Annotated in this window: 22 protein-coding genes and 1 other RNA gene; 19 read left to right on the top strand and 4 right to left on the bottom strand. The window is 59.2% G+C overall.

What is annotated here, in order from left to right:
- Positions 1-141: 141 nt before the first annotated feature.
- The 5 genes from petA (at position 142) to ABTV22_RS24950 (ending at position 3,926) form a co-directional block, all read left to right on the top strand.
- On the top strand, positions 142-735 hold the full coding sequence (petA, locus tag ABTV22_RS24970; protein WP_433737067.1) for a ubiquinol-cytochrome c reductase iron-sulfur subunit: 594 nt from the start codon (positions 142-144) through the stop codon (positions 733-735).
- The gene (locus ABTV22_RS24965; RefSeq protein WP_433737066.1) at positions 735-1,946 is read left to right on the top strand and encodes a cytochrome b; all 1,212 of its coding nucleotides are present in this window, start codon (positions 735-737) and stop codon (positions 1,944-1,946) included. The genes petA and ABTV22_RS24965 overlap by 1 nt, the downstream gene beginning before the upstream one ends.
- Positions 1,946-2,728, top strand: a complete 783-nt coding sequence (locus ABTV22_RS24960; protein ID WP_433737065.1) for a cytochrome c1 — start codon at positions 1,946-1,948, stop codon at positions 2,726-2,728. The genes ABTV22_RS24965 and ABTV22_RS24960 overlap by 1 nt, the downstream gene beginning before the upstream one ends.
- Before the next feature lie 150 nt (positions 2,729-2,878).
- On the top strand, positions 2,879-3,496 hold the full coding sequence (locus tag ABTV22_RS24955) for a glutathione S-transferase N-terminal domain-containing protein (protein ID WP_007989864.1): 618 nt from the start codon (positions 2,879-2,881) through the stop codon (positions 3,494-3,496).
- Between the two features lie 16 nt (positions 3,497-3,512).
- Entirely contained in the window at positions 3,513-3,926 is a 414-nt protein-coding gene (locus tag ABTV22_RS24950) for a ClpXP protease specificity-enhancing factor (protein WP_433737064.1), read from the top strand.
- Positions 3,927-4,070: 144 nt separating this feature from the next.
- Here ABTV22_RS24950 and ABTV22_RS24945 read toward each other — a convergent pair whose 3' ends face one another.
- The 4 genes from ABTV22_RS24945 to ABTV22_RS24930 all read right to left on the bottom strand — a co-directional run bounded on the left by ABTV22_RS24945 (position 4,071) and on the right by ABTV22_RS24930 (position 7,514).
- Complete coding sequence (locus ABTV22_RS24945; RefSeq protein WP_433737063.1) at positions 4,071-4,649, bottom strand: BON domain-containing protein; 579 nt, start codon at positions 4,647-4,649, stop codon at positions 4,071-4,073.
- Positions 4,646-5,239 (bottom strand): phosphoheptose isomerase, encoded by a 594-nt coding sequence (locus ABTV22_RS24940; RefSeq protein ID WP_095192986.1) that lies wholly within the window; start codon positions 5,237-5,239, stop codon positions 4,646-4,648. Before ABTV22_RS24940 ends, ABTV22_RS24945 begins: the two co-directional genes overlap by 4 nt.
- Positions 5,240-5,340: 101 nt before the next feature.
- Positions 5,341-5,703 (bottom strand): YraN family protein, encoded by a 363-nt coding sequence (locus tag ABTV22_RS24935; protein WP_433737062.1) that lies wholly within the window; start codon positions 5,701-5,703, stop codon positions 5,341-5,343.
- Positions 5,703-7,514 carry a penicillin-binding protein activator gene (locus tag ABTV22_RS24930; protein WP_433737061.1) on the bottom strand — a complete coding sequence of 604 codons (1,812 nt, stop codon included), beginning with the start codon at positions 7,512-7,514 and terminating at the stop codon, positions 5,703-5,705. The genes ABTV22_RS24935 and ABTV22_RS24930 overlap by 1 nt, the downstream gene beginning before the upstream one ends.
- A gap of 208 nt (positions 7,515-7,722) precedes the next feature.
- On the opposite strand from ABTV22_RS24930, the gene rsmI reads away from it, so the two are divergent.
- From rsmI to ABTV22_RS24860, 14 genes are all read left to right on the top strand, one after another.
- Entirely contained in the window at positions 7,723-8,595 is an 873-nt protein-coding gene (gene rsmI / locus ABTV22_RS24925) for a 16S rRNA (cytidine(1402)-2'-O)-methyltransferase (protein ID WP_433737060.1), read from the top strand.
- Between the two features lie 75 nt (positions 8,596-8,670).
- Positions 8,671-9,024: RNase P RNA component class A (gene rnpB / locus ABTV22_RS24920), an RNA gene on the top strand.
- Between the two features lie 400 nt (positions 9,025-9,424).
- Positions 9,425-9,880, top strand: a complete 456-nt coding sequence (mraZ, locus tag ABTV22_RS24915; protein ID WP_003205355.1) for a division/cell wall cluster transcriptional repressor MraZ — start codon at positions 9,425-9,427, stop codon at positions 9,878-9,880.
- Entirely contained in the window at positions 9,877-10,824 is a 948-nt protein-coding gene (gene rsmH / locus ABTV22_RS24910) for a 16S rRNA (cytosine(1402)-N(4))-methyltransferase RsmH (RefSeq protein ID WP_433737059.1), read from the top strand. Before mraZ ends, rsmH begins: the two co-directional genes overlap by 4 nt.
- Positions 10,821-11,114 (top strand): cell division protein FtsL, encoded by a 294-nt coding sequence (gene ftsL / locus ABTV22_RS24905; protein WP_003205353.1) that lies wholly within the window; start codon positions 10,821-10,823, stop codon positions 11,112-11,114. Before rsmH ends, ftsL begins: the two co-directional genes overlap by 4 nt.
- Positions 11,114-12,853: a peptidoglycan D,D-transpeptidase FtsI family protein gene (locus ABTV22_RS24900; RefSeq protein ID WP_433741505.1), complete on the top strand. Its 1,740-nt coding sequence runs from the start codon at positions 11,114-11,116 to the stop codon at positions 12,851-12,853. Before ftsL ends, ABTV22_RS24900 begins: the two co-directional genes overlap by 1 nt.
- Entirely contained in the window at positions 12,853-14,316 is a 1,464-nt protein-coding gene (locus tag ABTV22_RS24895; RefSeq protein WP_433737057.1) for a UDP-N-acetylmuramoyl-L-alanyl-D-glutamate--2,6-diaminopimelate ligase, read from the top strand. Before ABTV22_RS24900 ends, ABTV22_RS24895 begins: the two co-directional genes overlap by 1 nt.
- Positions 14,309-15,676 (top strand): UDP-N-acetylmuramoyl-tripeptide--D-alanyl-D-alanine ligase, encoded by a 1,368-nt coding sequence (locus tag ABTV22_RS24890; protein ID WP_433737056.1) that lies wholly within the window; start codon positions 14,309-14,311, stop codon positions 15,674-15,676. Before ABTV22_RS24895 ends, ABTV22_RS24890 begins: the two co-directional genes overlap by 8 nt.
- A complete protein-coding gene (mraY, locus tag ABTV22_RS24885) occupies positions 15,676-16,758 on the top strand; it encodes a phospho-N-acetylmuramoyl-pentapeptide-transferase (RefSeq protein ID WP_008016698.1) in 1,083 nt (360 codons plus the stop codon). Before ABTV22_RS24890 ends, mraY begins: the two co-directional genes overlap by 1 nt.
- 6 nt (positions 16,759-16,764) lie before the next feature.
- A complete protein-coding gene (gene murD / locus ABTV22_RS24880; protein WP_433737055.1) occupies positions 16,765-18,111 on the top strand; it encodes a UDP-N-acetylmuramoyl-L-alanine--D-glutamate ligase in 1,347 nt (448 codons plus the stop codon).
- Entirely contained in the window at positions 18,108-19,325 is a 1,218-nt protein-coding gene (gene ftsW / locus ABTV22_RS24875) for a putative lipid II flippase FtsW (RefSeq protein ID WP_433737054.1), read from the top strand. Before murD ends, ftsW begins: the two co-directional genes overlap by 4 nt.
- A complete protein-coding gene (murG, locus tag ABTV22_RS24870; RefSeq protein ID WP_433737053.1) occupies positions 19,315-20,385 on the top strand; it encodes an undecaprenyldiphospho-muramoylpentapeptide beta-N-acetylglucosaminyltransferase in 1,071 nt (356 codons plus the stop codon). The genes ftsW and murG overlap by 11 nt, the downstream gene beginning before the upstream one ends.
- Complete coding sequence (gene murC / locus ABTV22_RS24865) at positions 20,378-21,838, top strand: UDP-N-acetylmuramate--L-alanine ligase (RefSeq protein ID WP_433737052.1); 1,461 nt, start codon at positions 20,378-20,380, stop codon at positions 21,836-21,838. Before murG ends, murC begins: the two co-directional genes overlap by 8 nt.
- The gene (locus ABTV22_RS24860; protein WP_433737051.1) at positions 21,835-22,791 is read left to right on the top strand and encodes a D-alanine--D-alanine ligase; all 957 of its coding nucleotides are present in this window, start codon (positions 21,835-21,837) and stop codon (positions 22,789-22,791) included. Before murC ends, ABTV22_RS24860 begins: the two co-directional genes overlap by 4 nt.
- The last annotated feature ends 2 nt before the right edge of the window (positions 22,792-22,793 follow it).

Below are 22,793 nucleotides of genomic sequence, written 5' to 3'. Positions count from 1 at the left end.
GCTCGGGAGGAGCGCCCCAGGGTAATTACCTTGTCAGAATTGGGGCTTTTCATTACCATTCGGCAAAATTTTTATAAGTACATAGATTTACTTAGTAGATGCCTGATTTAACAGGCCACAAAGCTGATGGGAGAGGACTGAATGAGCAATGACGGCGTGAATGCAGGCCGGCGTCGCTTCTTGGTAGCAGCCACATCCGTGGTGGGTGCTGCAGGAGCGGTGGGGGCTGCGGTCCCGTTCGTGGGGTCATGGTTTCCCAGTGCCAAGGCGAAAGCCGCAGGTGCACCGGTGAAAGTGAATGTCAGCAAAGTCGAGCCAGGCCAGCAGATGATTGCTGAATGGCGCGGCCAGCCAGTATTCATTGTCCGCCGTACCGAGGAAATCCTGGGGAATCTGAAAAAGATCGAGGGCCAGCTATCTGACCCAACCTCCAAGAACTCGACACAACCGACGTATGTCGATCCGGAAACGCGTTCGATCAAACCTGAGGTTCTGCTGCTGATCGGTATCTGCACGCACCTGGGTTGTTCGCCGACATTCCGTCCTGAAGTGGCTCCTGCCGACCTGGGCAAGGACTGGGTAGGTGGTTATTTCTGCCCTTGCCACGGCTCCCACTACGACCTGGCTGGTCGCGTCTACAAGTCGCAACCCGCGCCTTTGAACCTGCCAGTTCCCCCGCATTCCTATGAGACCGATGAGATCATTGTCATTGGCGTCGATACGGAGAAAGCGTGATGAGCAAGTTCATGGATTGGGTTGATGCGCGCTTTCCCGCGACCAAAATGTGGGAAGACCATCTCAGCAAGTACTATGCCCCGAAGAACTTCAACTTCTTCTACTTCTTTGGCTCCCTGGCGCTGCTCGTTCTGGTCAACCAGATCGTCACCGGTGTCTGGCTGACCATGAGCTACACCCCGTCGGCGGAAGAGGCCTTTGCTTCCGTCGAATACATCATGCGTGACGTCGAGTACGGCTCGATCCTGCGGTTGCTGCACTCCACCGGCGCTTCGGCATTCTTCATCGTGGTCTATCTGCACATGTTCCGTGGCTTGCTCTACGGCTCGTATCAGAAGCCGCGCGAGCTGGTGTGGGTCTTCGGCATGCTGATCTACCTGGCGCTGATGGCCGAAGCCTTCATGGGCTACCTGCTGCCGTGGGGCCAGATGTCCTACTGGGGTGCCCAGGTGATCATCTCGCTGTTCGGTGCGATCCCTGTCATCGGTAACGACCTGACCCAGTGGATTCGTGGTGACTACCTGATTTCCGGTATTACCCTGAACCGCTTCTTCGCCTTGCACGTTGTTGCCTTGCCGATCGTGATCCTCGGCCTGGTAGTGCTGCACATCCTGGCATTGCACGAAGTCGGCTCGAACAACCCGGACGGCGTGGACATCAAGAAGCACAAGGACGAAAACGGTATCCCGCTGGACGGCATTGCTTTCCACCCGTACTACACCGTGAAAGATATCGTCGGTGTGGTGGTGTTCCTGTTCATCTTCTGTTCGATCGTGTTCTTCTTCCCGGAAATGGGTGGTTACTTCCTCGAGAAGCCGAACTTCGAGCAAGCCAACCCGTTCAAGACGCCTGAGCATATTGCTCCGGTCTGGTACTTCACACCGTTCTACGCAATTCTGCGGGCGGTTCCAGACAAACTCATGGGTGTTATCGCCATGGGGGCGGCCATTGCCGTGTTGTTCGTCCTGCCGTGGCTGGATCGCAGTCCGGTCAAGTCGATGCGCTACAAAGGCTGGCTGAGCAAGATCTGGCTCGTGGTGTTCTGCATCTCGTTCGTCATCCTGGGGATTCTGGGTGTATTGGCGCCTACTCCAGAGCGTACGTTGCTGTCGCAGGTATGTACCTTCCTGTACTTCGCCTACTTCATTTTGATGCCGTTCTACACCAGGCTCGAGAAGACCAAACCGGTTCCGGAAAGGGTGACTGGCTGATGAAAAAGCTATTTGCTGTATTGATGCTTGCTGCGCTGCCAGTGTTTGCTTTCGCTGCTGAACACGGTGGTCCGGAGCTGGAAAAAGTCGACATCGACGTTTCCGACAAGGCTGCCATGCAGGATGGCGCGCGTACGTTTGCCAACTATTGCATGGGTTGCCATAGCGCCAAGTTCCAGCGTTATGAGCGTGTTGCCGATGACTTGAACATCCCTCATGAGCTGATGCTGGAGAAGCTGGTGTTTACCGGTGCCAAGATCGGCGACCACATGACAGTTGGCATGCAGCCGGCTGACGCCAAGACCTGGTTCGGCGCGGCGCCACCGGACCTGACTCTGGTGGCTCGCGTTCGCGGTACTGACTGGCTCTATGGCTACCTGAAGTCGTTCTATGAAGACCCGTCGCGCCCATGGGGTGTGAACAACAAGGTCTTCCCGAACGTGGGCATGCCTAACGTTCTGGTCGGCCTGCAAGGTCGTCAGGTCGTCGGTTGCAAACAGGTTCAGATCGTCGAAGACGGCAAGAAGCAATATGATCCGCTGACCGGTACCGCGCTGACTCATGAAGCGTGCGATCAGCTGACCATCGTGCCTAAAAGTGGTTCTTTGACCGAAGAGCAGTTCGATGAGAAGGTCAAGAATCTGGTAACCTTCCTGGCTTACTCGGCTAACCCGGTTAAGCTGCAACATCAGCGCATCGGTACGTATGTATTGCTGTACCTGGCGTTCTTCTTCGTTTTCGCTTATTTGCTCAAGCGTGAATACTGGAAAGACGTGCACTGATAAAGCTTCAAGCAATTGCTGTTAATCGCGCGCGCCCAAGGGCGTCTCTGAAGGAGTAACGAGTCTGGCTAGCCAGGCGTTACGGGAGACGCCCTCTGGGCGCGCTCGTTTTTCCGCTTCCGACTATTTCTACAAGCGAGGAGGATCGCCATGGGCGTGACCAATCGGTTGGCCTGTTACTCCGACCCCGCCGACCACTATTCCCACCGCGTGCGAATCGTACTGGCAGAGAAGGGTGTGAGCGCCGAGATCATCTATGTGGAAGCTGGCCGCCAGCCGCCTAAACTGATCGAAGTGAACCCTTACGGCAGTTTGCCCACCTTGGTCGATCGTGACCTGGCGCTGTGGGAATCTACGGTGGTGATGGAATACCTGGATGAGCGCTACCCGCACCCGCCACTACTGCCGGTTTATCCAGTGGCGCGTGCCAACAGTCGTCTGCTGATGCATCGCATCCAGCGGGACTGGTGTGGTCTGGTGGATTTGATACTGGACTCTCGGACCAAGGAAGCCGCTCGAGCCGTGGCGCGTAAAGAGCTGCGAGAAAGCCTGACGGGTGTGTCGCCGCTGTTCGCCGACAAACCATTTTTCCTCAGTGAGGAACAAAGCCTGGTGGATTGCTGCCTATTGCCAATACTCTGGCGATTGCCGATTCTGGGTATAGAACTGCCGCGGCCTGCCAAGCCGCTGCTTGATTACATGGAGCGTCAGTTTGCGCGTGAGGCTTTCCAGGCGAGTCTGTCTGGTGTCGAACGCGACATGCGCTAAGGCTTAAGGAGCCGCTATGAACTCCAGTCGACCTTATCTGGTCCGCGCGCTCTACGAGTGGATTGTGGACAACGATTGCACCCCGCACATGCTGGTCAATTCCGAGTATCCGTCGGTGCAAGTGCCACAGGGCTTTGCCAGTGATGGGCAAATTGTCCTGAACGTATCGCCACAAGCCGTACGCCATTTGCATATGGATAACGAGGCGGTGAGCTTCGAAGGCCGCTTTGGTGGTGTGCCTCACACCTTGTACGTGCCTATCGCATCGATTCTGGGCATCTACGCCCGGGAGAACGGTCAGGGCATGGTGTTCGATCTGGAATCGCCTATGGAAGACGAAGATGAGATCGAGCCGGATGACGATATTCCACCGCCAGACAGTGAGCCACCGCGTCCCAGCGGTCGGCCAAGCCTGAAAGTGGTGAAGTAATAAAAAAGGCGATCCGCAAGGATCGCCTTTTTTATTACTTGTAGGAGCACAGCTTGCTGGCGATAGCGATCTTAAAGACGCCATCGCCGGCAAGCCGTGCTCCTACGGGGTGGTGATGGTTTCAGAATCGTAACCGCCGAGGGGTCAGTCGATGTACTCAAACAGCTTCACAATCTTCTGAACACCGGAAACCCCTTGCACCAGATTGGTCGCCGCAGCGGCTTCCTGCTTGGTCAGCAGGCCCAGCAGGTAGACGATGCCGTTCTCGGTGACAACCTTGATGCGCGAGCCGGGGATGTTCGGGTCGGTGAGCATCTGGGTCTTGATCTTGGAGGTCAGCCAGGTGTCGTTCTGGCGGGCAAGGAAGCTGGAAGGTGGCAGGATCTGAATTTCGTTGTGCACCGTCTTCACGCGTTGAACAGCGGCGGCGGCTTGTTCGGCTTTGGCCTTGAGGTCGGCGCGTGGGGTTTGCCCGGCGAGCAGTACGACGCCGTTGAAGCTGGTGACGACGATGTGCGAGTCGTTATCCAGTGCCGGGTCGGCTTTGGCGACGTTCACGCCGACCTTGGTGTCGATCAGGGAGTCGTCGATTTTGCTGCCGAATGTGCGCGTGCCGCGATCGTCTTCGATGGGGGCTTCACGGCTGGCATTAACCACCGAGGTGCAGCCGCTGATGCCGAGGCACAGGGTCAGGGCCAGTAGGCCGAGGCGATTAGGGGTCATTCTTCACTCCCGAACAGTTGGCTGTCGATCAAGTCGCAAAGGCAATGGATCGCCAGCAAGTGGACTTCTTGAATACGTGCGGTGACGTTGGCTGGTACGCGAATCTCCACGTCCTCGGGCAATAGCAGTGACGCCATGCCGCCGCCATCGCGACCGGTCAAAGCTACGACAATCATTTCGCGATCATGTGCGGCCTGGATCGCTTGAATAATGTTTGCCGAGTTGCCGCTGGTGGAAATTGCCAGCAATACGTCACCCGGCTGGCCGAGGGCGCGGATCTGTTTGGAGAACACTTCGTTGTAGCTGTAGTCGTTGGCGATCGAGGTGATCGTCGAACTGTCGGTGGTCAGTGCAATGGCCGGCAGGCTCGGCCGCTCACGCTCGAAGCGATTGAGCAATTCGGACGAAAAGTGCTGGGCGTCACCGGCAGAGCCGCCGTTGCCGCAGGACAGCATTTTGCCTTCGTTGAGCAGGGCGTTGACCATGACCTGGCTGGCTTGCTCGATGTGCGGTGCAAGTACTTCCATCGCCTGTTGCTTGGTGTCGATACTGGCCTGAAAAAGCTGGCGAATTCGGGATTGCATGTCCATCTGTGTGACCTTAATGAGCGCGGCTATCCGGCACGTGAATGTGCAGCCCGCAAAGCAAAGAGCAAAAGTGTTGGGTGTTGTCCGTTCCGGAGTGTAAGCATTCAGCTGTCGAAGGCATTCTGTAACCAGTTCAGCTGATTGGGGTCGCTATCAATGGCGACCACGTCGAAACGGCAAGGGGAGTTGGCCCAGCGCGGCTCGCGCTGTAGAAAATATTGCGCGGCAAAAACCAGTTTCTGCCGTTTGCGCTCATCGATGCTATCGAGCGCGCCACCCCATTGAGTGTTTTTTCTGTAGCGAACTTCAACGAATACTACTGTATCGCCATCTAGCATGACCAGATCAAGCTCGCCGCGTTTACACAACCAGTTCTGCGCCAACAGGCGCAGACCTTGTTGTTGAAGGTGTCCGAGCGCTTGGCGCTCGGCATCTTTACCGCGTTGCTGGCGTGACCTGTCAGGCATCAGCGCGAAGTGTCCGGCAGGCGCTGGACCTGGCCATTGACGAACTCTGCCCATGGCAGCTGTCGTACGATGCGCTGGTGCTGCGTCATACCCAGGCTGCCCGATTGGCCTTCGATTCGGCTGTCTGGCAGGGCCTTGAGTTGCCCCAGGCGTGGCGCCAGGCGATAGGCGTCGACACCCATTGCATACAGGCGACCCAGGCTGCCGGCCGCTTGTGGCCATTGTGCCGTGACCTGTTGGCGCAGCGGATCATTGGCGTCCAGCAACCATGGGGTTTCGCAGAAGCGAATGCCATTCATGTCGTTGTATTGGTTTACATCGCCGCTGGCGCTGAATACGTGGGACGTGGCGTAGACCGGAACGTCGCCTGCGTACTGGAAGTTCAGCGTCGGTTTGATCTGTTGAGCCTGTTGCGGTGTGGCGGCCAGGAAGATGAACTCGATGTCCTGGCGACGGGAAGGCTGGGCAGCGACTTGCGAGCCTACCGTGCTTTGCAGGCTCTTGGCGCGACCTTCGCTCTGGCGCAGCTGGAACATGTCAGCAATCTGCTGGGCCAATTGAACCGGCTGGTCGACACGCTCGGTGGCGACGATGCTGCCGCCGTTGGCTTGCCAATCCTGACTGAATGCTCGAAGCACACGGTCGCCCCATTCTCCTTTTGGCACCATGATGGCGGCGCGATGCAGGCCGTCGGCGCGGGCGCGACGGGATACTTCACGGGCCTCGTCTTCAGCGGCAAGACCAAACTGGAACAGTTGGGCCGGGCCTTGATCGCCTTCGCTGTAGTTCAGTGCCAGGGTGGTGATCGGCAATTGCGGGCGAGTGCTCAGCTGTTTGACCAGTGGCTTCTCCAGCGGGCCGACGACCAGTTGCACGCCATCAGCCTGGGCCTTGCGATAGAACTCATCGAGAGAGGTGAGGCGCGAGCTGTCATAAAACTCGATGGCTGGCGGCTTCTGCCCGGCTTGTTGTGCCTGGTAGTGAGCGGCCATGAAACCCTCGCGCAGTGCTTTGCCGACCGAGGCCAGTGGGCCGTCCTGCGGCAGCAGTAAGGCGATCTTGCCCAGGGGTTGGCTGGCCAGTTCCTTGAGCTTGGTCAGTGGCAGTGGCAACTGAATGGCGGCCGGGTGTTTCGGATTCTGCTTGCGCCAGTTGTCGATGGCAGCCTGCTGTTGCTCCAGCGTGCCGGCAGTTTTTACCGCCAGCGCCAGGGCCATCCAGCCACCAAGATCGTCGGTATTGTTCGGTTGCAATTGCTCGGTTGGCAACGAGGCTATCAGTGTCCAGATCGCGTCGTGGTTTTTGCTGGCCGCTTCACCGCTGAGCATTGGCGCAATAAAAATGCGTTCCTTTGCGGCAGCCAGGGTTTGGCCATCAGCTTCGAGGGCGCGAGCGCGAACAGTGCCGGTGCGAACCTGTTGCTCCTGCGGCAATTCACCGAGGCGCTGCATGCTCGGGTGACTCAAGGCTGTCAGTGCAGCTTTGGGTTGGTTGCGGGTCATCGCCAATTCGGCGGCGAGTGTGCTGGCGAACACCTGCTGGGCGGGCTTGAGTTGCTCCACTGGCACTTGTTGCAGGATTTGCGCGGATTGGGCGGCGTTGCCCTGGCGGTAGGCCAAGTCTGCTGCGCTCAAGCGCAACAGGGCGGCGTCTTCCGGCGATTTGCTTTGGGCTGCTTTCTCGAGCAGTTGCTCGATACTGGCATCCGCGGTCCGTGGAAGTTCGCCGAGGCTGGAGGAGGGCGAGCTGGCGCAAGCCGCCAGTAAGGCAGCAAGGCAGAGGGCAGTGAACAGCCGCAGGCAAGCGATCATGTAGTGTTCCTGATACTCGATCAAATTAGCGTGGAATTGTACCCAAGCACTGGCCGGGGCGCGATGTTACTGGCGTGAATCGATCAATTTAGCTCGTGAAAATGTTGCTGTGCGGCACAAAAGGTGGAAAAACCCGGCGTTGCTTGCGTCTATCACAAGCGTCGCTACGCGCTACAATGGCGGCTTTATCGATCATGAGGTGTGCGCTTTGACTGTTCCAGGTGCTTTGAATTCCGCTGCGGGCTCGCTTTATGTGGTGGCGACGCCCATCGGCAACCTGGACGATATCAGTGCGCGCGCGCTGAAAATCCTGCGCGAGGTCGCCCTGATCGCCGCCGAGGACACTCGACATTCCCAGCGTTTGATGCAGCACTTTGGTATTCCTACGCCGTTGGCCGCTTGCCATGAGCACAATGAGCGCGATGAAGGTAGTCGATTCATTACTCGTCTGCTCGCGGGTGATGATGTGGCGCTGATCTCCGATGCTGGTACGCCGCTGATTTCCGATCCTGGGTATCACCTGGTGCGTCAGGCTCGCGCTGCCGGTATCAATGTGGTGCCGGTTCCGGGGGCTTGTGCATTGATCGCGGCTTTGTCGGCGGCCGGGTTGCCGTCGGATCGCTTTATCTTCGAGGGGTTTCTGCCGGCAAAGGCTGTGGGGCGGCGTGCTCGTCTCGAGTCGATCAAGGAGGAGCCGCGCACGCTGATCTTTTACGAGGCCCCACACCGTATCCTTGAATGTTTGCAAGACATGGAACTGGTGTTCGGCGCCGAGCGTCCTGCATTGCTGGCGCGGGAACTGACCAAGACTTTCGAAACGCTCAAGGGTTTGCCCCTTGCCGAACTGCGCCAGTTCGTCGAGTCGGACAGCAATCAGCAGCGTGGCGAGTGCGTGGTGCTTGTAGCGGGTTGGTCGGCTCCCGAAAGCGAGGACGCGGTCAGCAGTGAGGCCATGCGCATCCTTAACCTGTTGCTTGAAGAAATGCCTCTCAAGCGTGCCGCCGCATTGGCGGCGCAAATTACCGGTGAGCGCAAGAATGTTCTCTATCAGGTTGCGCTGGATAAACAGAAAGGGGAGTAAAACCCGACGCACAGGCAGGGCCAAAGGCGTTTAGCGCTTGTTCTTCGGGCGCTCTGCCGTTAACCTTCGCGGCGGAGAGTCGATCGGACAGTCGCTGCCCTCTATGAAAATTAGGGGGGGGAGGAAAGTCCGGGCTCCATAGGGCGAAGTGCCAGGTAATGCCTGGGAGGCGTGAGCCTACGGAAAGTGCCACAGAAAATAACCGCCTAAGCGCTTCGGCGCCGGTAAGGGTGAAAAGGTGCGGTAAGAGCGCACCGCACGTCTGGCAACAGTTCGTGGCTAGGTAAACCCCACTTGGAGCAAGACCAAATAGGGTCCCAAGGCGTGGCCCGCGCTGGGGCCGGGTAGGTTGCTAAAGATGTCCAGTGATGGCCATCGTAGACGAATGACTGTTCAAGACAGAACCCGGCTTACAGATCGACTCTCCACCTTTTTTCAATCCTCTGCTTAAATCATTAGGCAGGGCGCCAGTGATGTCGTTTGGCCTGCTCTGGTAACGATTTCACATGCTCAATGCGAGCCCGATTTACCTCCTTTCAGAATGTCGGCAGAACCACTTTCGTAATACCAAAAAAATCTTACTCTTAATAAATTACTTTAACTTTCGAACGCAGCCTTCTGTGCTGATTCAAGTTATCGGGCAGTTTCATCTGCCGAATTCTCGTTACCCCTCCTCTTATGCTTCTAAATCTCAGTTCTGTAAGGGTTTTCCTTCAATGCGCGCCTTGACGGTGTGGTGGGCGCATTCCTATAGTGTGCGCAAGTGGCGGAAAGTGGCATGAAGTGGGTTTTTTGAACGCAAAACGCTAAAATTTGGAGAAACGCTGACGTGTTTCGCGGAGCCAACGCTATCAGTCTCGATGCAAAGGGCCGTCTCGCCATGCCGAGCCGGTACCGTGACGAGCTCGTTTCGCGTAGTTCCGGTCAGTTGATCGTCACCATTGATGCCGTTGATCCATGTTTATGTGTTTACCCCCTCGACGAGTGGGAAATTATTGAAACCAAACTGCGCGCACTGCCTTCGCTTCGCGAAGAGAACCGCCGCCTGCAACGTTTACTGATTGGTAATGCCGTCGACCTCGAGCTCGATGGCAGTGGTCGTTTTCTGGTTCCGCCGCGTCTTCGCGAATATGCCAAGTTGGATAAGCGCGCGATGTTGGTAGGCCAACTGAACAAGTTCCAATTGTGGGACGAGGATGCCTGGAATGCGGTTTCTGCCGCTGACCTGGCAGCTATTCAACAACCGGGCGCCATGCCTGATGAACTGCGTGATTTGATCCTGTGACTATTGATAGCGGCTTTAACCACATCACCGTACTGCTTGACGAAGCCGTCGAGGCACTTGCCGTACGCCCTGATGGCTGCTATCTGGATGGCACGTTCGGGCGCGGCGGGCATAGCCGGTTGATCCTCAGCCGGCTTGGTCCGGATGGTCGGCTCCTCGGATTCGACAAAGATCCACAAGCGATTGCCACCGGGCAGACGCTAGCGGCCGAAGACGGCCGCTTTGTCGTTGTGCAGCGCAGCTTTGCCGAACTTGGATCCGAAGTGGCCGAGCGCGGTCTGCACGGCAAGGTCAGTGGTATTTTGCTCGACCTCGGCGTGTCTTCTCCGCAGCTTGATGACCCGGAGCGTGGTTTCAGTTTTCTCAATGATGGTCCGTTGGATATGCGCATGGACCCATCCCGTGGGATCAGCGCGGCCGAGTTCGTCAATACCGCCCCGGTGGAAGAAATTGCCCGGGTGTTCAAGGAGTACGGCGAAGAACGCTTTTCCGGACGCATGGCCCGTGCCGTGGTCGAGCGTCGTGACATCAAGCCATTCGAGCGCACCGCCGATCTGGCTGAAGTATTGAAAGTCGCCAACCCGGCTTGGGAAAAGGGCAAGAACCCTGCAACCCGTGCATTCCAGGGTTTGCGTATTCACGTCAACAACGAACTGGGCGATCTGGAAACCGGCCTCGAAGCCGCCCTGGAGTGCCTGGAAGTGGGCGGTCGTCTGGTCGTGATCAGTTTTCACTCGCTTGAAGACCGCATCGTCAAACTGTTCATGCGCAAGCTGGTGAAAGGCGAAGCCGACAACCTGCCGCGCAACCTGCCGGTTCGGCATGTCGCCTTCGAACCGAAAATCAAAGTCCATGGCAAAGCGCAGACGGCCTCCGACGCCGAACTCAAGGCCAACCCACGTTCCCGTAGCGCTGTCATGCGTGTGGCGGAGAAGCTGCGGTGAGCAAGCTCTTCGCCAAGCCACTGCCCGGCGGAAGCTTCTTCATGCTGCTGCTGTTCATTGGCGTGCTTGTGTCCGCCATCGGCGTGTCTTACAGCGCGCACTGGAATCGTCAGTTGCTCAACTCGCTGTACAACGAGTTGAGCGTGCGGGACAAGGCGCAGGCCGAGTGGGGTCGGTTGATTCTTGAGCAGAGCACCTGGACTGCCCATAGCCGTATCGAAGTGCTGGCCACCGAACAGCTGAAAATGCGAATTCCCGGTGCCGCCGAAGTACAGATGGTGGCGCCATGATGAAGCTCGAGGGGGCACTCTTTCCCTGGCGTTTCCGTCTGGTGGTGGGCTTGCTCGGCATCATGGTCGTTGCGATCTGCTGGCGCATCATCGACCTGCAGGTGGTTGACCGTGACTTCCTCAAGGGGCAGGGCGACGCACGCAGCGTTCGTCATATTCCGATTCCGGCTCACCGAGGTCTGATCACCGACCGTAACGGCGAGCCGTTGGCTGTCAGTACGCCAGTGACTACCTTGTGGGCCAACGCCAAGGAAATGCAACTGGCCAAAGAGAAGTGGCCAGCACTGGCTGCTGCGTTGGGCCAAGATCCGAAAGCCCTGGCCGAGCGCCTTGAAGCCCAGGCCAATAAAGAATTCATTTACCTGGTGCGCGGGCTGACGCCTGAGCAGGGTCAGGCTGTGCTCGATCTTAAAGTGCCGGGCGTCTACGGCATCGAAGAGTTCCGCCGCTTCTATCCAGCCGGTGAAGTCACTGCGCATATGGTCGGCTTTACCGACATTGATGACCATGGCCGTGAAGGTGTCGAACTGGCCTATGACGAATGGCTGGCCGGGGTTCCCGGCAAGCGACAGGTCATCAAGGATCGGCGTGGCCGATTGATCAAGGATGTCCAGGTCACCAAAAACGCCAAGGCCGGAAAGCCCTTGGCGTTGTCCATTGATCTGCGTCTGCAATACCTGGCCAACCGCGAGTTGCGCAACGCAATCATCGAGAACGGCGCCAAGGCTGGCAGTCTGGTGATCATGGATGTGAAGACCGGCGAAATCCTCGCCATGGTCAACCAGCCGACCTACAACCCGAACAACCGTCGCAACCTGCAACCGGCGATGATGCGTAACCGCGCGATGATCGACGTGTTCGAGCCGGGTTCGACCATGAAGGCGATCTCCATGAGCGCGGCTATCGAAACCGGCCGCTGGAAGCCGACCGATACCGTCGAAGTGTACCCGGGCTCCTTGCAGATCGGTAAATACACCATCAAGGACGTATCCAAGACTGAAGGCCCGGTACTGGATATGACCGGTATTCTGATCAATTCCAGTAACGTCGGCATGAGTAAGGTCGCGTTCGATATCGGTGGCGAAACCATTTTCCGCCTGGCGCAGAAACTTGGCCTCGGTCAGGACACGGGGCTGGGCTTCCCTGGCGAACGTGTCGGCAACCTGCCGAACTACCGTGAGTGGCGCAAGGCCGAGACCGCTACGCTGTCTTACGGCTACGGTGTTTCGGTGACCGCAATTCAGCTGGTCCATGCCTTCTCGGCGCTGGCCAACAACGGTCGCCTTGCACCCTTGACGCTGATCAAAACCGACAAAATGCCGCAAACCACCCAGGTGCTGCCAGAAGCCGTCGCGAAAACCATGCACGGCATGCTGCAGCAAGTGATCGAAGCACCACGCGGTGTGTTCCGTGCGCAAGTGCCGGCCTACCACGTTGGTGGCAAGTCCGGTACTGCACGTAAAACGTCGGTCGGCACCAAAGGTTACGCAGAGAACTCCTACCGCTCGCTGTTCGCAGGTTTCGGCCCGATGAGCGATCCGCGTTATGCCATCGTGGTCGTCATCGATGAACCGACCAAGGCCGGTTATTTCGGTGGCCTGGTTTCGGCGCCGGTGTTCAGCCGCGTGATGTCCGGCACCCTGCGCCTGATGAACGTTTCCCCGGATAACCTGCCACCTGTCCAACAAGCTAACGCCACCCCGACCGTTCCGCTGAAAGCCAATGGAGGGCGCGGCTGATGTCATTGAGTCTGAATAAAATTTTCCCCCACGCCGGCCACGATCTGTTGATCCGTGAATTGGCGCTCGACAGCCGTAATGTGCGCGCGGGTGATCTCTTCCTCGCGGTGCCAGGCGGCAAGTTTGATGGCCGTGCACACATCACCGACGCATTGCAGCGCGGTGCCGCTGCCGTGGCTTACGAAGTGGAAGGCGCTACCGTGCTGCCGATCACCGAAGTGCCATTGATTCCAGTCAAGGGGTTGGCGGCGCAGTTGTCGGATATTGCGGGCCGTTTTTATGGTGAACCGAGTCATCACCTGAACCTGATCGGTGTGACCGGAACCAATGGCAAAACCAGCGTGACCCAACTGGTAGCCCAGGCACTCGACTTGCTCGGTCAGCATTGCGGCATCGTTGGCACGCTTGGCTCCGGCTTCTACGGTGCACTGGAAAGTGGTCTGCATACCACGCCGAACCCGATTGCCATGCAAGCGACCCTTGGCGACCTGAAGAAGGCCGGTGCCAAAGCCGTGGCCATGGAAGTCTCGTCCCATGGTCTGGATCAGGGCCGAGTCACCGCATTGGCATTCGACGTGGCGGTGATGACCAACCTGTCCCGCGATCATCTGGATTATCACGGCACCATGCAGGCCTATGGCGAAGCCAAAGCCAAGCTGTTCGCCTGGAACGATCTGAAATGCCGGGTGGTGAATCTCGATGATGATTTCGGCCGGCAACTGGCTGCCGACAAGCGTGAGTCGCGGCTGATCACCTACAGCCTGCTCGACAAAAGCGCCTACCTGTATTGCCGCGAAGCACAGTTCGACGACGAAGGCGTGCGTGCCACGCTAGTCACGCCTCAGGGCGAGCACCATTTGCGCAGCACGTTGCTCGGTCGCTTCAACCTGAGCAACGTGCTGGCTGCCGTCGGCGCCTTGCTGGGTCTTGATTATGCCCTTGATGAAATCCTCAAGGTGCTGCCGAAACTCGAAGGCCCGGCCGGTCGCATGCAGCGCCTGGGCGGTGGCACTCAGCCGCTGGTGGTGGTCGATTACGCCCACACGCCGGATGCCCTGGAAAAAGTCCTCTCTGCGCTGCGCCCGCATGTCAAAGGTCGTTTGCTGTGCCTATTCGGCTGTGGCGGCGACCGTGATCGGGGCAAGCGTCCGTTGATGGCGGAAGTGGTCGAGCGCCTGGCCGATGGCGTGCTGGTGACCGATGACAACCCGCGTACCGAAGACCCGGCGATTATTTTCGATGACATCCGCGCCGGTTTTACCGCTGTGGATAAAGTCACCTTCGTTGCCGGTCGTGGCCAGGCCATTGCCCAGTTGATTGCCAGCGCTTCGGCGGACGACGTGATCGTGCTGGCCGGCAAAGGCCATGAGGATTATCAGGAAATCAACGGAGAGCGTCATGCCTTCTCTGATCTGGTCGAGGCCGATCATGCCTTGACCGCCTGGGAGGTGGACCATGCTTAAAGCATTGAAACTCAGTGAACTGATCGGGCCGTTGAAGGGCCGTTTGATCGGCGCCGATGCCAGTTTCGACGGTGTCAGCATCGACAGTCGCGCGATCAAGCCGGGCCAGTTGTTCATCGCCTTGGCCGGCCCGCGCTTCGATGGTCATGACTATCTCAATGATGTGGCTGCCAAGGGCGCCGTCGCGGCACTGGTCGAGCGTGAAGTCGCTGACAGTACCCTGCCGCAATTGCTGGTCAGCGATACCCGTCAGGCTCTGGGGCAACTAGGCGCGCTGAATCGTGCGGCCTTCAACCAGCCGGTCGCTGCCGTCACCGGCTCCAGCGGCAAGACAACTGTCAAAGAAATGCTCGCGAGCATCCTGCGCACCCGTGGCTCAGTGCTGGCGACCCGTGGCAACCTGAACAACGACCTCGGCGTTCCACTGACCCTGCTCGAACTGGCGCCGGAGCATAACGCTGCCGTTATCGAGTTGGGGGCTTCGCGCCTGGGTGAAATTGCCTACACCGTCGGGCTGACCAAGCCTCACGTTGCCATCCTCAACAATGCCGGGACCGCCCACGTGGGCGAATTCGGCGGGCCGGAAAAAATCGTCGAAGCCAAGGGCGAGATTATTGAAGGGCTGGCTGCCGATGGTGTCGCCATACTCAATCTTGACGACAAGGCTTTTGAAATCTGGAAGAAGCGCGCAGCCGGTCGCAAGGTGCTGACGTTCGCGCTGACCAATGGCAAGGCGGACTTCCACGCCAGCGACCTGTCCACCGATGCTCGTGGATGCCCGGCATTCAAACTGCACACCCCTGAAGGTGTGGAGCATGTGCAACTGAACCTGCTCGGCACCCATAACGTTGCCAACGCAATGGCCGCTGCGGCCGCCGCCCATGCGCTGGGCGTATCGCTGTTCGGCATCGCCACTGGCCTGGGCGCGGTGCAGCCGGTCAAGGGCCGCACTGTCGCGCAACTGGCCAGCAATGGCATGCGCGTGATCGATGACACTTATAACGCGAACCCCACCTCCATGTGCGCCGCCGTTGATATACTCGCCGGCTTTTCCGGCCGCACCGTCCTGGTGCTCGGAGATATCGGCGAGTTGGGCGATTGGGCGGAGCAGGGGCACCGCGACGTGGGCGAGTACGCCCGCGGCAAGGTTTCTGCGTTGTACGCCGTCGGGCCCATGATGCTTCACGCCGTCAACGCCTTCGGTCCACAGGCTTTTCACTACAGCACGCAGGCTGAACTGATCAAGGCCCTTGGCGCCGAGCAAGACACAAACACCACCATTTTGATCAAGGGCTCGCGCAGCGCTGCGATGGAAAACATCGTCGCCGCTTTGTGCGGGACCAGTCTGGAGAAACATTAATGCTGCTGCTGCTAGCGGAGTATCTGCAACAGTTCTACAAAGGCTTCGCGGTCTTCCAGTACCTGACCCTGCGCGGGATTCTCGGTGTACTGACCGCGCTGGTTTTGTCGCTGTGCTATGGCCCGTGGATGATCCGCACCCTGCAGAACCGTCAGATCGGTCAATCCGTTCGTAACGATGGTCCGCAATCGCACCTGTCGAAGTCCGGTACCCCGACCATGGGCGGCGCGCTGATTCTGTCTTCTATTGGCGTCAGTACCCTGCTGTGGGCTGACCTGACCAACCGTTATGTCTGGGTCGTATTGCTGGTCACGCTGCTGTTCGGCGCCATCGGCTGGGTGGACGACTACCGCAAGGTGATCGAGAAGAACTCCCGTGGCTTGCCGAGCCGCTGGAAGTACTTCTGGCAGTCGGTGTTCGGTCTGGGCGCGGCGATCTTCCTTTATATGACTGCCGCCACACCGGTGGAAACCACGCTGATCCTGCCGATGCTCAAGGACTACAGCATCCCGCTGGGCGCAGGCTTTATCGTCCTGACCTATTTCGTGATCGTCGGCTCGAGCAATGCGGTCAACCTGACTGACGGCCTCGACGGCCTGGCGATCATGCCGACGGTGATGGTCGGCGGCGGCCTGGGCATTTTCTGCTACCTGTCGGGTAACGTGAAATTCGCCGAATACCTGCTGATTCCTTACGTGCCGGGCGCGGGCGAGCTGATTGTGTTCTGCGGTGCGCTGATCGGTGCCGGTCTGGGCTTTCTGTGGTTCAACACCTATCCGGCGCAGGTCTTCATGGGTGACGTTGGTGCGCTGGCACTGGGCGCGGCCCTGGGCACCATCGCCGTGATCGTCCGTCAGGAAATCGTTCTGTTCATCATGGGCGGTGTGTTCGTGATGGAAACCCTTTCAGTCGTTATTCAGGTTGCTTCCTTCAAGCTGACCGGTCGCCGTGTATTCCGCATGGCGCCGATTCATCACCACTTTGAACTCAAGGGCTGGCCCGAGCCACGCGTGATCGTCCGTTTCTGGATCATCACCGTGATTCTCGTGCTGATCGGCCTTGCCACCCTGAAGCTGAGGTAGAAATTCGTGTCTCTGATCGCTTCTGACCACTTCCGCATTGTTGTCGGCCTCGGCAAGAGCGGCATGTCTCTGGTTCGCTTTCTGGCGAACCGGGGCAAGCCGTTTGCTGTCGCCGATACGCGGGAAAATCCACCGGAACTGGCCACGCTCAAGCGTGACTATCCGCACGTGGAAGTGCGTTGTGGCGAGCTGGACGTCGAGTTCCTGTGCCGTGCCGACGAGCTCTACGTGAGCCCCGGCCTGGCGCTGGCGACCCCGGCCCTGCAGGCTGCCGCCGCCCGTGGCGTGAAACTGTCCGGCGACATCGAGCTGTTCGCGCGTAACGCGAAGGCGCCGATCGTGGCCATCAGCGGCTCCAACGCGAAAAGCACCGTGACCACCCTGGTCGGCGAGATGGCCGCCGCGGCCGGCAAACGTGTTGCCGTCGGTGGTAACCTCGGCACACCGGCGCTGGACCTGCTCAGCGACGATATCGAGTTGTACGTGATGGAGTTGTCGAGCTTCCAGCTCGAAACCACCGATCAGCTCAATGCCGAAGTGGCGACCGTGCTGAACATCAGCGAAGACCACATGGACCGCTACAGCGGCCTGCCGGCTTACCACCTGGCCAAGCACCGGATTTTCCGTGGCGCCAAGCAGTTCGTGGTCAACCGCCAGGATGCCCTGAGCCGTCCATTGATGGGCGAGGGGCAGCCGTGCTGGACCTTCGGCCTGACCAAGCCGGATTTCAAGGCGTTCGGTCTGCGCGAGGAAAATGGCGAGAAATACCTGGCCTTCGAATTCCAGAACCTGATGCCGGTGCGCGAGCTGAAAATTCGTGGCGCCCACAACCAGTCCAACGCCTTGGCTGCTTTGGCGTTGGGCCACGCCGTCGGTTTGCCGTTCGACGCCATGCTGTCGGCCCTGCGCAACTTTGCCGGGCTCGAGCATCGCTGCCAGTGGGTGCGTGATCTGGATGGCGTGGGCTACTACAACGATTCCAAGGCCACCAACGTTGGTGCCGCGCTGGCGGCCATCGAAGGCCTGGGCGCGGACATCGACGGCAAGATCGTATTGATTGCCGGTGGCGACGGTAAGGGTGCCGAGTTCAAGGATCTGCGTGATCCGGTAGCCGCCAACTGCCGCGCTGTTATTTTGATGGGCCGTGATTCCGACAAGATCGGTGAGGCCATTGGCGACGCTGTTCCGCTGATTCGCGCAAGCTCTCTGATTGAAGCCGTAGAGCAATGCCGCGCTGCCGCCCAGCCGGGTGACGTGGTCCTGCTGTCGCCGGCCTGTGCCAGCTTCGACATGTTCAAGAATTACGAAGACCGTGGTCACCAGTTCGTCCGCGCCGTGGAGGATCTGGCATGAGCCTCAAAGGCATCATCAAGCCATACCCATCGCCGATCATTACCGGACGCGGTATAGACCTCGACTTCCCGATGCTCGCCGGTTGCCTGGCGCTGCTCGGCCTCGGGCTGATCATGATCGCCTCGGCGTCGACGGAAGTGGCGGCGGTGCAGTCGGGCAGCCCCCTGTATTACATGATTCGCCACTTGATCTACGTCGTGCTGGGCCTGGGTGCCTGCATCGTCACCATGATGATTCCGATCGCCACCTGGCAACGCCTGGGTTGGATGATGCTACTGGGTGCCTTCGGATTGCTGGTGATGGTGATCATCCCCGGGATCGGCCGTGAAGTGAACGGTTCGATGCGCTGGATCGGCTTCAGTTTCTTCAACGTGCAGCCTTCGGAAATCGCTAAGGTATTCGTGGTGATTTACCTCGCCGGTTACCTGGTGCGCCGTCAGAAAGAAGTGCGTGAAAGTTGGATGGGCTTCTTCAAGCCGTTCATTGTTTTGCTGCCAATGGCGGGCCTGTTGCTGATGGAGCCGGACTTCGGTGCAACCGTCGTGATGATGGGGGCCGCTGCGGCGATGTTGTTTCTCGGCGGCGTCGGTTTGTTCCGGTTTTCCTTGATGGTCGTCCTGGCGGTCGGGGCGGTGGTGCTGTTGATTCAGATGCAGCCGTATCGAATGGCGCGTCTGACCAACTTTGCCGATCCATGGGCCGACCAGTTCGGTGCCGGTTATCAGCTGTCTCAAGCATTGATCGCTTTCGGGCGTGGCGAATGGCTGGGCGTCGGCCTGGGTAACAGCGTGCAGAAGCAGTTCTACCTGCCGGAAGCCCACACCGACTTCGTGTTCTCGGTCCTCGCTGAAGAACTGGGTGCGGTCGGTTCGTTGTGCACAGTGGCGTTGTTTGTTTTCGTTTGTATTCGCGGCATGTACATCGGCTTGTGGGCCGAGAAGGCCAAGCAGTTCTTTGCCGCCTATGTGGCGTACGGTCTGTCGTTCCTGTGGATTGGTCAATTCTTGATCAATATCGGGGTGAACGTCGGCTTGCTGCCGACCAAAGGCCTGACATTGCCGTTCCTCAGTTATGGCGGCAGTTCGTTGGTGATCTGCTGCGCCTGTCTTGGCTTGCTGCTGCGCATCGAATGGGAGAGTCGAACCCATCTGGGCAGTGAAGAGATGGAATTCCATGAGAGTGACTTCGCCGAGGAGCCACACCATGGGCGCTAACGTATTGATCATGGCCGGCGGTACCGGTGGCCACGTGTTCCCGGCACTGGCCTGTGCTCGCGAGTTCCAGTCCCGCGGTTACACCGTGCACTGGCTCGGAACGCCGCGTGGCATCGAGAACGATCTGGTACCGGCGGCAGGCATCGAACTGCATCGGATCAACGCCAGCGGCCTGCGCGGCAAGGGCAAGTTGTCCCTGCTCAAGGCGCCGTTCATGTTGCTCAAGTCGGTCTGGCAGGCACGGGCGATCATTCGCCAGTTGCGGCCGGTCTGTGTGGTCGGCTTTGGTGGTTATGTGACCGGGCCAGGTGGTGTTGCCGCCAAATTGGCCGGCGTGCCGGTGATCGTTCACGAACAGAACGCCGTGGCCGGTACCGCCAATCGGTTGCTGGTGCCGTTGGCCGCCCGGGTCTGTGAAGCGTTCCCCGACACCTTTACCCTGTCGAACAGCCGCCGCACCACCGGTAACCCGGTGCGCACCGAGCTATTCCTCGAAACACCGCGACCAGCCCTGGCCGGTCGCAAAGCGCGTTTGCTGATCCTGGGCGGAAGCCTGGGCGCAGAACCGTTGAATAAATTGCTGCCTGAAGCCCTGTCGCAAGTCGCCGTCGACCTGCGCCCGGACGTGTTCCATCAGGCCGGCAAAAATCACGATGAAGTGACTGCAGAGCGCTATCGCGCCGCTGGCGTCGAGGCGCAAGTGCAGCCGTTCATCAAAGACATGGCCCAAGCCTATGGCTGGGCCGACCTGGTGGTCTGTCGCGCAGGCGCGTTGACCATCAGTGAACTGGCCGCCGCCGGTCTGCCCTCGATGCTGGTGCCCTTGCCCCACGCGATCGACGATCACCAGACCCGCAACGCCGATTATTTGGCCCGCGAAGGCGCTGCCTTCGTGATGCCGCAAAGAACGACTGGCGCAGCGGATCTTGCCGCTCGCCTGACTGAGGTATTGATGCAACCACAACGACTGAACGATATGGCCAACGCGGCACGCCGCCTTGCCAAACCCGATGCCACCCGTAGCGTGGTCGATGCCTGCCTGGAGGTGGCCCATGGTTGAGAATCAGAAAGCCATGCCTCAACCGGAAATGCGCCGTATCCGTCGTATCCACTTCGTCGGCATCGGCGGCGTGGGCATGTGCGGCATTGCCGAAGTATTGTTGAACCTGGGCTATGCAGTGTCCGGTTCCGACCTGAAAGCCTCGCCGGTCACCGAGCGCCTGGAATCCTTCGGCGCACAGATCTTCATCGGCCACCGCGCCGAAAACGCCGCCGCTGCCGATGTGCTGGTGGTGTCGAGTGCCGTGAACACGTCCAACCCTGAAGTCGCCAACGCGCTGGAACGCCGCATTCCGGTGGTGCCGCGCGCGGAAATGCTGGCTGAGTTGATGCGCTATCGCCACGGCATTGCCGTCGCCGGTACCCATGGCAAAACCACCACCACCAGTTTGATCGCGTCGGTATTCGCCGCCGGCGGCCTGGACCCGACGTTTGTCATCGGTGGCCGTCTGAACGCCGCGGGCACCAATGCCCAGCTTGGCACCAGCCGTTACCTGATTGCCGAAGCCGACGAAAGCGATGCCAGCTTCCTGCACCTGCAGCCGCTGGTGGCCGTGGTCACCAACATCGACGCCGATCACATGGCGACCTACGACGGTGACTTCAACAAGTTGAAGAAAACCTTCGTCGAGTTTCTGCACAACCTGCCGTTCTACGGCCTGGCCGTGATGTGCCTGGACGATCCGGTGGTGCGTGAAATCCTGCCGCAGGTCAAGCGTCCGACCGTGACCTACGGATTTGGCGAAGACTGCGACGTGCGCGCCATCAATGTTCGCCAGCAAGGCATGCAGACCTTCTTCACCGTGTTGCGCCCGGATCGCGAGCCGCTGGATGTCTCCGTGAACATGCCGGGCAACCACAACGTACTCAACGCACTGGCGACCATCTGCATTGCCACCGACGAAGGCGTCAGCGATGAAGCCATCGTCCAGGGCCTGTCCGGCTTCCAGGGCGTCGGCCGACGCTTCCAGGTCTACGGTGAGCTGCCGGTCGATGGCGGCAACGTGATGCTGGTCGACGACTACGGTCATCACCCGACTGAAGTTGCAGCTGTCATCAAGGCCGTACGCGGTGGTTGGCCGGAGCGCCGTCTGGTGATGGTCTACCAGCCGCACCGTTACAGCCGCACCCGCGACCTGTACGACGATTTCGTCAATGTACTGGCCGATGCCAACGTGCTGCTGCTGATGGAAGTCTATCCGGCGGGTGAAGAACCTATTCCGGGGGCCGACAGCCGCAAGCTGTGCAACAGCATCCGCCAGCGCGGCCAGCTCGATCCTATTTATATCGAGCGGGGTGTCGACCTCGCGCCGGTGGTCAAGCCGCTGCTGCGCGCCGGCGACATTCTGCTGTGCCAGGGCGCCGGTGATATCGGTGGTCTCGCACCAAAACTGTTGAAAAGTGAGTTGTTCGCCGGTGCCGTTGCCGCGCCGGAGAAGGGGAAGTTGAAATGACCGCTGCCTACGCCAACCTCGTCTCCACCATCGCGCCGAAGGACTTCGGCCGGGTCGCCGTGCTGTTCGGTGGCAAGAGTGCCGAGCGTGAAGTCTCCCTGAAGTCGGGCAACGCGGTTCTCGATGCGCTGCAAAGCGCGGGTGTGGATGCGTTCGGGCTCGACGTGGGCGATGACCTGCTGCAGCGTCTGCTGAGCGAGAAAATCGACCGCGCCTTCATCATCCTCCACGGTCGTGGCGGTGAAGACGGCAGCATGCAGGGCCTGCTCGAGTGCCTGGGCATTCCTTACACCGGCAGCGGCATCCTTGCGTCGGCACTGGCCATGGACAAACTACGCACCAAGCAGGTCTGGCACAGCCTGGGTATTCCGACGCCACGTCACGCGGTCTTGAGCAGCGAAGCCGATTGTATTTCCGCGGCTGCGGAACTGGGCTTCCCTTTGATCGTCAAACCGGCCCATGAAGGTTCAAGTATCGGGATGGCCAAAGTGATTTCCGCGTCCGAATTGATCGACGCATGGAAAGCGGCCAGTACCTACGATTCGCAAGTGTTGGTCGAGCAATGGATTCAAGGTCCGGAGTTCACCATCGCCACCCTGCGTGACCAGGTGTTGCCTCCGATTGCCCTGGGCACGACGCACAGCTTCTACGACTACGACGCCAAGTACATCGCCAACGATACCCAGTACCGCATTCCGTGCGGCCTGGACAGCGCCAAGGAAAAGGAACTCATGGACCTCACGGCAAAAGCCTGTGAGGCGCTGGGCATTTCCGGTTGGGGCAGGGCGGACGTGATGCAGGACGCTGACGGGCAGTTCTGGTTCCTGGAGGTCAACACCGCACCAGGCATGACCGATCACAGCCTGGTGCCGATGGCGGCCCGTGCTGCCGGTCTGGATTTCCAGCAACTGGTTTTGGCCATTTTGGCTGCAAGCGTTGAGGTAAGAGGTTAAGA

Origin of the sequence: Pseudomonas putida (assembly GCF_050990305.1) — a bacterium.
In the GTDB taxonomy this organism is placed as follows: domain Bacteria; phylum Pseudomonadota; class Gammaproteobacteria; order Pseudomonadales; family Pseudomonadaceae; genus Aquipseudomonas; species Aquipseudomonas putida_AH.
This window is presented reverse-complemented; position numbering and strand designations above follow the sequence as displayed.